Genomic DNA, 7,357 nt, shown 5'->3' on the forward strand with positions numbered 1-7,357 from the left:
GATGTCTCGGTTTTCCTTGGGGCTCAGCCCCTGCAACCAGGCCTTGCGCGCGTGGATGGTGAAGCTGCGGCTTGAGCTTGCCCCTACCGCACCCTCGCTTCGGGCCGCGCCGTCTCGGCCCGCGCTTGCCCCAAGGGTCGAAAGCCATTAACCCACGCCCCTGAACGCCCATACGGAGAATTGCCCATGGCCGCCCAGCCCGCCCCGAAGAAGGTCGTCCTCGCCTATTCCGGCGGCCTCGACACCTCGATCATCCTCAAATGGCTGCAGACCGAATATGGCTGCGAGGTGGTGACCTTCACCGCTGATCTGGGCCAGGGCGAGGAGCTGGAGCCCGCGCGCAAGAAGGCCGAGATGATGGGCGCCACCTCGATCCACATCGAGGATCTGCGCGAGGAATTCGTGCGCGACTTCGTCTTCCCGATGTTCCGCGCCAATGCCCTCTACGAGGGGCTCTACCTGCTGGGCACCTCGATCGCCCGGCCGCTCATTTCCAAGCGTCTCGTCGAGATCGCCGAGGCCGAGGGCGCCGATGCCGTGGCCCATGGCGCCACCGGCAAAGGCAACGACCAGGTCCGCTTCGAGCTCGCGGCCTATGCACTCAACCCCGAGATCAAGGTGATCGCGCCGTGGCGCGAATGGGATCTGACCTCGCGCACCAAGCTTCTGGAATTCGCCGAGCAGAACCAGATCCCGATCGCCAAGGACAAGCGCGGCGAAGCGCCCTTCTCGGTCGATGCGAACCTTTTGCACACCTCCTCCGAGGGCAAGGTGCTCGAGGATCCCGCCGACGAGGCGCCCGAATACGTCTACCAGCGCACCGTCGCGCCGGAGGAGGCCCCGAACGAGCCCGAGATCATCGAGATCGGCTTCGAGAAGGGCGACGCGGTCTCGATCAACGGCGAGGCGATGAGCCCGGCCACGATCCTGACCAAGCTCAACGAGTTGGGCGGCAAGCACGGCGTGGGCCGGCTCGACCTCGTGGAGAACCGCTTCGTCGGCATGAAGTCGCGCGGCATCTACGAGACGCCGGGCGGCACGGTCCTCCTGGAGGCGCATCGCGGCATCGAGCAGATCACGCTCGATAGCGGCGCGGGCCACCTCAAGGATTCGATCATGCCGCGCTATGCCGAGCTGATCTACAACGGCTTCTGGTTCAGCCCCGAGCGCGAGATGCTGCAGGCGCTCATCGACAAGAGCCAGGAGCACGTCACCGGCACCGTGCGGGTGAAGCTCTACAAGGGTTCGGCGCGCACCATCGCCCGTTGGTCCGATCACAGCCTCTATTCCGAGGCGCATGTGACTTTCGAGGAGGACGCCGGCGCCTATGACCAGGTCGACGCCAAGGGCTTCATCCAGCTCAACGCGCTGCGCCTGAAGCTGCTCGCCGCGCGCGACCGCCGCGTGAAGTGACCCTGTCGGCGTCGCGCCTTCGGGCGCGGCGCCGGCCTTCGTAGGGCGCGTTACACTTTGATCACGCAGCCTTGTCTTGCGATGGGTCCTGTCTGCCACAGCATTGGCCCAGACCGACAGGGAGACCCATCATGACACGCCGACCGTTCCACAGCCTCGTCGCAGCCCTCGCTCTTGCCGCCCCGATGGCACAGGCGCAATCCACGCAGACCATCACCGTCGCGGGCGGCTGCTTCTGGTGCGTGGAGGCGGATTTCGAAGGCGTCGAGGGTGTGATCGAGGCGGTCTCGGGTTTTGCCGGCGGCACGACCGAGAACCCGACCTACAAGGAGGTCACCGGCGGCGGCACCGGCCATTACGAGGCGGTCGAGATCACCTATGATCCCTCCAAGGTGGAGGCGCGGCAGCTCTACGACCTGTTCTTCCGCTCGATCGACCCGACCGATGCGGAGGGGCAGTTCTGCGACCGCGGCCCCTCCTACCGCACCGCGATCTTCGCCGATGCGGACGACCGTGCCGCAGCCGAGGCCGCCCGGCAGGCGGCGCAGGCGGAACTGGGCCAGGAGATCGTCACCCCGATCCTCGACGACGCGCCCTTCTACCCGGCCGATGCCTATCACCAGGATTACTACAAGAGCGACGAGCGGCTCGCCGTTTCCTCGGTCGGGGTCTTCGTGCCCAAATCCGAGGCCTACAAGCGCTACCGTTCGGGCTGCGGCCGCGATGCGCGGATCGTGCAGCTTTGGGGCGAAGACGCGCCTTTCGTGAAGTGAGGCTCTAAAGCAGCGCCGACAGCTTCTCGAAGCAGGCGACGAAAGCCTCGCGCGTCGCCCGCGGCGGCCTGAGGCGGATCTCGAACCGCGCCGCAAGATCACGATCGACCCGCCCGAACAGCCTGTCGGCCTCGCTTTCGGAAAACCCCGCGATGCGCACCGCCTCGAGCCAGGCCGAGACCTTGTCGGCGCGCTTGATCCGACGCTTGAGTTCGGCAGGCAGCTCGGCGGGCAGGCCGAAGCGCAGATGGATCGCGCCGGCGAGCCGCGCGTCGAGCGCGCCGTAGCCCGGCCCCACGGCGGCCTTCACCGGCGAAATCATGTCGCCGATCACGTATTCGGGCGCGTCGTGCAGCAGTGCGGCCAGCCTGTCGCGCGGCGGGGCCGAGGGTTGGCCCAGCGCAAAGATCTCCTCGACCAGCAGCGAATGCTCGGCCACCGAATAGGCGAAATCGCCGCGCGTCTGCCCGTTCCAACGCGCCACGAAGGCCAGCCCATGCGCGATGTCCGAAATCTCGATATCCACGGGCGTCGGGTCGAGCAGGTCGAGCCTGCGCCCCGAAAGCATCCGCTGCCACGCCCTGCCCTTCGCCATGCCGCTCATTTCCCCCCGGATCGCGGTAGGGGCTAGCACGCCCGCCGGGCCGCGGGCAATCGGCCGCCGCTACAGCGCCAGCAGCAGCGCCGCATAGAGCGCGGCCCCCAGCGCAAAGGCCCAAAGACGACTTTCGCGCTCCTCGGGCAGTTCCTCCTTGATGACGTTGAGCACCACCGATCCGGCCAGAAAGCCGAAGCCCCCCGCGATCCAGGCCTCGGGGATCTCGTAGCCCAGGCTTGCCAGCCAGCCCGCCGCCACCGCGCCCGCGAGCAGCCAGCGCCCATGGCGCAGGTAGCGCGCCCCGTGATGGCCATAAAGCGCCCGGTCGTTGACCACGAAATGCAGCCCCAGCGCCCCGGCATAGAGCAGCATGCCGAAGACCCCCTCCTCGCGCAGCTGCTCCTCGAGCAGGTAGCCCACGAGGAAGTTGTAAAGCGCAAAGCCGCCCAGATGCAGCCAGAAGGCGCCGGCTGGCGAGGTCGTGCCGCGATGCCCGGCCTGCTTCTGCGCCATCCGCTCCAGCGCGTAGAAGACGACGAGGCCGGTCAGCGCCATGAGATAGATCCATGGCGCGGCGCTTTCATGCGTGCCCGCCTCATGATGCGCCTCGTCGCCCAGGTCGAGCAGGCTCGAGAAATGCGACAGCTCGGGCAGCAGGTGCACGAAGACATAGGCCACCGAAACGCCCCCCGCCGCCGACAGCCAGATGCTGCGCGGGGTATGGTCGAGAAACACCAGCTTGGGGCTGAACAGATGCACCGAGGCAAAGATCAGCACGACGAGCGCGGCGCCGGATTGGGTCAGTATTTCCATGCGGCCTCCCGGGTCGGATCCTCGTCTCAACCCGGCCCTGCTTGCCGGGTTCCTAAGGAAGTGGAGGGGATTCGCCGCATAGAAACCTTGCGTCGAATCGGCCCATGCGGCTATCTCCCCCCTGTCGGCCAGAAGGTCAGACCCCAGAGTTTCATGGTTCCGCCGGGTGGGAGTCCGCGGGTGAGACGGGGGGTGCTGGCCTTGTCCGATGCCCCCCGATACCGCTTCAGAACAGCCCCAGAACGAACCCCATCGCCGCGCAGCCCAGCGCCGCGTAGCCGCCATCGATCACCGCGAGCGACCAGGGCCGGTTCGAATAGCCGGTGTTGAGCGTGATCCAGGGCGCGATGAACAGCGCCCCCACCGCCAGCCCGCCGAAGAAGCCGCCAAGCCCGCTGTCGATCCTTGCTAGCCCGAAGCCATAGCGCATCGTCGCCGCGATGATCAGCATCGCGATGAAGGAGACGAGATAGGGCAGAGGCGAGCCGCTGTTCTCGGGCTTGCCATCCGCGCCCACCGCCACGCCCGAGGCGGCCATCCACGGCCCGGCCAGCGCCATGTACCAGACCGCGCCCAGCGCGAATGAGGTGAGCGCCGCCAGCAGGATCGAGAGAAGTGCCATGACAGGGTCCTTCGGTTTCCCCCAGCATGGCCCGAACCGGCCCGCGGCGCTAGGCGTCGGTCAGAGAACCCGCCAGCTCGTGGATCACGCGCCACTCATCTTCGGTCACCGGCTGCACCGAAAGCCGCGAATTGTTGACCAGCACCATCTGCGCCAGCCGCGGCTCGGTCTTGATCTCGTCGAGGCTTACCTCGCGCCCCAGCTTGTAGAGCGCGCGGATATCGACGCATTCCCAGCGCGGGTCGTCCGCCTTGCTGTCGGGATGCACGGTGGCGCAGACCTCGACCACGCCCACCGCCGCCTTGCCGATGTTGGAGTGGTAGAAGAAGCCGCGATCGCCGATCTCCATCTCGCGCATGAAGTTGCGGGCCTGGTAGTTGCGGATCCCGTCCCATTCCTCGCCCGTCTCGCCCTTGGCGACCTGCTGGTCCCAGGACCAGACATTCGGCTCGGACTTGAACAGCCAGTAGCGCATCAGCCGATCACCTTCTTCCAGGCGCGGATCTCGACGCTCTCGAACAGCCCGGCGCCGGCATAGGGGTCGTTCCCGGCCCAAGCCTCCGCCGCCGTCCTGTCGGCCACGTCGAGGATCACCAGCGAGCCGTCCATTTCGCCATCCTCGCCCAGAAACGGCCCGGCCATCAGCACGACGCCGGTGGATTCGATGTATTCGAGATGCGCCTCGCGCGTGTCCTTGCGGATCTGCAGCGCGCCGGGCTTGTCGCGGGTGATGACGGCAAAGCTCATTCTCGTTCCTCCTTGAGGGGTCTGTTGATCAGCGCATCGAGCGCTTGAAGCGGTGTGAGATCGCCCGCCACCATGCGCGCGGTGACCGCCGAGATCGGCAGGTCGAGCCCGCGCGCGGCGGCAAGATCGGTGACGGCGCGTGCCGTGGCCGCGCCCTCGACCGTCATGTGGCTGTCGAACGTCTCGCCCCGGCCCAGCGCCAGCCCGTAGCGGTAGTTGCGCGACAGCTCCGATGAGCAGGTGAGCACCAGATCGCCGAAGCCCGACAGCCCCATCAGCGTCTCGGGCCGCGCGCCCAAGGCGGCGGCGAGGCGCTGCATCTCGGCAAAACCGCGGGTCATCAGCGCCGCACGCGCGCTGTCGCCCAGCCCCGCGCCGATGCAGGCGCCGCAGGCGATGGCAATGACGTTCTTGAGCGCGCCGCCAAGCTCGGCGCCGATCACGTCGGCGCTGCGATAGAGCCTGAGCGTCGGCGTCGAGAGCGCCTGCTGCAGCGCCGCGCCGCAGGCCTCGTCGGCGCAGGCCAGCGTCAGCGCCGTGGGCAGGCCGCGCGCGATATCGGCGGCAAAGCTCGGGCCCGTCAGCAGCGCGGGCGTGGCCGATGGCACGGCCTTGGCAATGATCGCGGTCTGGCCGGTGAGGCTGTGCAGGTCGATGCCCTTGGCGCAGGCGACGAGCACCTTGCCCGCGAGCGGCGCGGCATGCTCGGCTACGAAGCCGCGGGTGGCCTGCGCGGGCAGCGCCATGAGGATCGTGTCGCAGGAAAACAGGCTCGAAAGCGCTGAAACAGGCTCGATTCCCTCCGGCAGCTCGATCTCGGGCAGCCGCTCAACCCGGCGCGTGCGGCGTATCTCCCCGACCGCCTCCGCATCGCGCGCCCAGAGCGTCACCGCCTGCCCCGCCTGCGCCAGCGTCACCGCCAGCGCCGTCCCGAACGCGCCCGCCCCCGCGATCCCGATTCTCATGCCTTGGCTCCCTTCCTGCCCGATCCGATCATCGGCGCCGCCCGCGCATCGAGCGGCCAGCGCGGCCGCGCGGAAAGCTCCAGCCCGTCCGCCTCCCCCGCCGCGAGCCGCGCCAGCCCCGCATGGGCGATCATCGCCGCGTTGTCGGTGCACAGGCTGAGCGGCGGGGCCGAGAAGGCGACCCCGCGCTTGGCGCAGAGCGCCTGCAACGCCGCGCGGATCGGCCCATTGGCCGCCACGCCCCCCGCCACGGCAAAGGCCGGGCGTACGGGGGCGAGATCAAGATAGAGATCGAGCGCGCGGCGGGTCTTCTCGGCGAGGATATCGACCACGGCCTGCTGAAAGCTCGCGGCGAGATCGGCGCGCGTGGCGCGGGTCAGCCCGCCGGCCTGTGCCATCTCGGCGTCGCGCGCACGCAGGAGCGCCGTCTTCAGCCCGGAAAAGGACATGTCGCAGCCGGGCCGGTCCAGAAGCGGGCGCGGCAGCCGGATCCGCTCCGCGTCCCCTTCCCGCGCCTCGGCCTCGACCGCCGGGCCGCCGGGCTGCGGCAGGCCCAAAAGCCGCGCGGTCTTGTCGAAGGCCTCGCCCGGCGCGTCGTCGATCGTGCCGCCGAGGCGGCGGAAGCTGTCCTCGCCCTCGACCACGAGAAACTGGCAATGCCCGCCAGAGACCAGCAGCATCAGATAGGGAAATTCCAGCTCGTCGGTCAGCCGCGGCGTCAGCGCGTGGCCCGCGAGGTGATTGACCCCGATCAGCGGCAGCCCGGTGGCCGCCGACAGCCCCTTGGCCAGCATCACCCCCGAGAGCACCCCGCCGATCAGCCCCGGCCCGGCGGTCACCGCGATCCCGTCGAGATCGTCCATGCCGAGACCGGCCTCCTCCAGCGCCGCCTCGACGCAGTGATCGAGCACCTCCGCATGGGCACGCGCCGCGATCTCGGGCACGACGCCGCCGAACTCCGCATGCAGCGCGGTCTGGCCGCGCACGACGGAGGAGAGCACGCGCGGCCCGGTTTCGGTCCGGCGCACCACCGCCGCCGCGCTGTCGTCGCAGCTCGATTCGATGCCGAGAATGGTGAGTCCGGTCATGTCCGCCCCGCTTGCGCCCGCGCTCTGCGCAGCTACCATCCCGCTTCGCTTCGAACAATGCCGCGAGGGGAGTGACGCGATGACCGAACCGATGCTGCTGCTGACCCGACCCGAGCCCGCGGCGCGGCGGTTTCTCGCGGAGCTCGAGCTTGCCGCCGGGCGGCATGTGCCTGCGCTGATCGCGCCGCTGCTCCGGATCGACGAGATGACCCCGCCGCGGCCCGAGCTTTCCCCCGCCGCGCTGATCCTGACATCGGAGCGCGGCGCGCGGGGTGCGGCGCGGATGGGCTATGCCGGCCTGCCCGCCTGGTGTGTCGGGCCGCGCACTGCGCAGGCGG

Annotated in this window: 10 protein-coding genes; 3 read left to right on the forward strand and 7 right to left on the reverse strand. The window is 68.9% G+C overall.

Going from position 1 to position 7,357, the window contains the following annotated elements; genetic code table 11:
* Positions 1-186: 186 nt before the first annotated feature.
* Both NHG85_RS12635 and msrA read left to right on the forward strand, forming a co-directional pair.
* Entirely contained in the window at positions 187-1,413 is a 1,227-nt protein-coding gene (locus NHG85_RS12635; protein WP_253332891.1) for an argininosuccinate synthase, read from the forward strand.
* A gap of 131 nt (positions 1,414-1,544) precedes the next feature.
* Positions 1,545-2,186: a peptide-methionine (S)-S-oxide reductase MsrA gene (msrA, locus tag NHG85_RS12640; RefSeq protein ID WP_253332893.1), complete on the forward strand. Its 642-nt coding sequence runs from the start codon at positions 1,545-1,547 to the stop codon at positions 2,184-2,186.
* A gap of 4 nt (positions 2,187-2,190) precedes the next feature.
* Here msrA and NHG85_RS12645 read toward each other — a convergent pair whose 3' ends face one another.
* The 7 genes from NHG85_RS12645 to tsaD all read right to left on the reverse strand — a co-directional run bounded on the left by NHG85_RS12645 (position 2,191) and on the right by tsaD (position 7,019).
* Entirely contained in the window at positions 2,191-2,781 is a 591-nt protein-coding gene (locus NHG85_RS12645) for an HD domain-containing protein (RefSeq protein ID WP_253332895.1), read from the reverse strand.
* 69 nt (positions 2,782-2,850) lie between these two features.
* A complete protein-coding gene (locus tag NHG85_RS12650; RefSeq protein ID WP_253332897.1) occupies positions 2,851-3,597 on the reverse strand; it encodes a ZIP family transporter in 747 nt (248 codons plus the stop codon).
* Between the two features lie 226 nt (positions 3,598-3,823).
* Entirely contained in the window at positions 3,824-4,219 is a 396-nt protein-coding gene (locus NHG85_RS12655) for a DUF1761 domain-containing protein (protein WP_253332899.1), read from the reverse strand.
* A gap of 49 nt (positions 4,220-4,268) precedes the next feature.
* Positions 4,269-4,694 carry an EVE domain-containing protein gene (locus NHG85_RS12660; protein ID WP_253332901.1) on the reverse strand — a complete coding sequence of 142 codons (426 nt, stop codon included), beginning with the start codon at positions 4,692-4,694 and terminating at the stop codon, positions 4,269-4,271.
* Positions 4,694-4,966: a YciI family protein gene (locus NHG85_RS12665; RefSeq protein WP_253332903.1), complete on the reverse strand. Its 273-nt coding sequence runs from the start codon at positions 4,964-4,966 to the stop codon at positions 4,694-4,696. The genes NHG85_RS12660 and NHG85_RS12665 overlap by 1 nt, the downstream gene beginning before the upstream one ends.
* A complete protein-coding gene (locus tag NHG85_RS12670; protein WP_253332905.1) occupies positions 4,963-5,931 on the reverse strand; it encodes an NAD(P)H-dependent glycerol-3-phosphate dehydrogenase in 969 nt (322 codons plus the stop codon). Before NHG85_RS12670 ends, NHG85_RS12665 begins: the two co-directional genes overlap by 4 nt.
* Positions 5,928-7,019: a tRNA (adenosine(37)-N6)-threonylcarbamoyltransferase complex transferase subunit TsaD gene (tsaD, locus tag NHG85_RS12675; protein WP_253332907.1), complete on the reverse strand. Its 1,092-nt coding sequence runs from the start codon at positions 7,017-7,019 to the stop codon at positions 5,928-5,930. Before tsaD ends, NHG85_RS12670 begins: the two co-directional genes overlap by 4 nt.
* A gap of 79 nt (positions 7,020-7,098) precedes the next feature.
* On the opposite strand from tsaD, the gene NHG85_RS12680 reads away from it, so the two are divergent.
* Positions 7,099-7,357: uroporphyrinogen-III synthase (locus tag NHG85_RS12680; protein ID WP_370363021.1), on the forward strand; the 259-nt coding region annotated here is incomplete at its 3' end.

Source organism: Limimaricola litoreus, from assembly GCF_024159025.1.
GTDB lineage: Bacteria > Pseudomonadota > Alphaproteobacteria > Rhodobacterales > Rhodobacteraceae > Limimaricola > Limimaricola litoreus.

Coding starts and splice junctions, on each gene's coding strand:
- NHG85_RS12655 (WP_253332899.1), bottom strand. CDS start 4,219: ATGGCACTTCTCTCGATCCTGCTGGCGGCGCTCACCTCATTCGCGCTG.
- NHG85_RS12670 (WP_253332905.1), bottom strand. CDS start 5,931: ATGAGAATCGGGATCGCGGGGGCGGGCGCGTTCGGGACGGCGCTGGCG.
- NHG85_RS12645 (WP_253332895.1), bottom strand. CDS start 2,781: ATGGCGAAGGGCAGGGCGTGGCAGCGGATGCTTTCGGGGCGCAGGCTC.
- tsaD (WP_253332907.1), bottom strand. CDS start 7,019: ATGACCGGACTCACCATTCTCGGCATCGAATCGAGCTGCGACGACAGC.
- msrA (WP_253332893.1), top strand. CDS start 1,545: ATGACACGCCGACCGTTCCACAGCCTCGTCGCAGCCCTCGCTCTTGCC.
- NHG85_RS12635 (WP_253332891.1), top strand. CDS start 187: ATGGCCGCCCAGCCCGCCCCGAAGAAGGTCGTCCTCGCCTATTCCGGC.
- NHG85_RS12660 (WP_253332901.1), bottom strand. CDS start 4,694: ATGCGCTACTGGCTGTTCAAGTCCGAGCCGAATGTCTGGTCCTGGGAC.
- NHG85_RS12665 (WP_253332903.1), bottom strand. CDS start 4,966: ATGAGCTTTGCCGTCATCACCCGCGACAAGCCCGGCGCGCTGCAGATC.
- NHG85_RS12650 (WP_253332897.1), bottom strand. CDS start 3,597: ATGGAAATACTGACCCAATCCGGCGCCGCGCTCGTCGTGCTGATCTTT.